The 419-nt window shown below is 63.7% G+C and carries 1 protein-coding gene; it reads right to left on the reverse strand.

Features of this window, described 5'->3' with window-relative positions:
- Positions 1-419: hypothetical protein (locus KW821_RS21435; RefSeq protein WP_218292860.1), on the reverse strand; the 419-nt coding region annotated here is incomplete at both ends.

Genomic DNA, 419 nt, shown 5'->3' on the forward strand with positions numbered 1-419 from the left:
CGCACTCCAGCCCACAAAGACCGCCGGGGTGTCGGCACCCACGGTGTCGTTGCCCAGCACGTTGCCACTCAGGCTGCCGGCCACATCCTCGGTGGTGGTACCGCCCGCGTCGTTGTTGGCCGTCGGCGTATCGTCAACGATGCGCACTATCAGCTGGTCACTGGCACTGGTGCCACCCACCCCGTTCACCCCGATGGTGATGCTGTCGTCAAACCCGGTGGGCGTCGCACCCAGCTTGCTGTCGTTGTCGATGGTCGCACTCAGGGTGTAGCTGTAGTTCACCGTCCCACCACTGGCCGTGCCCACGTAACTCAGCAGCGTCAGCACCCCTTCGCCGGTGTTGACCGTCTGGCTGCCGTTAAACCCTTGCACCTGGGCCAGGGTGTAGCTGGTCCCCCCTATCACCACATTCAAAATCC

The organism is Aeromonas sp. sif2416 (assembly GCF_019218665.1).
GTDB lineage: Bacteria > Pseudomonadota > Gammaproteobacteria > Enterobacterales > Aeromonadaceae > Aeromonas > Aeromonas encheleia.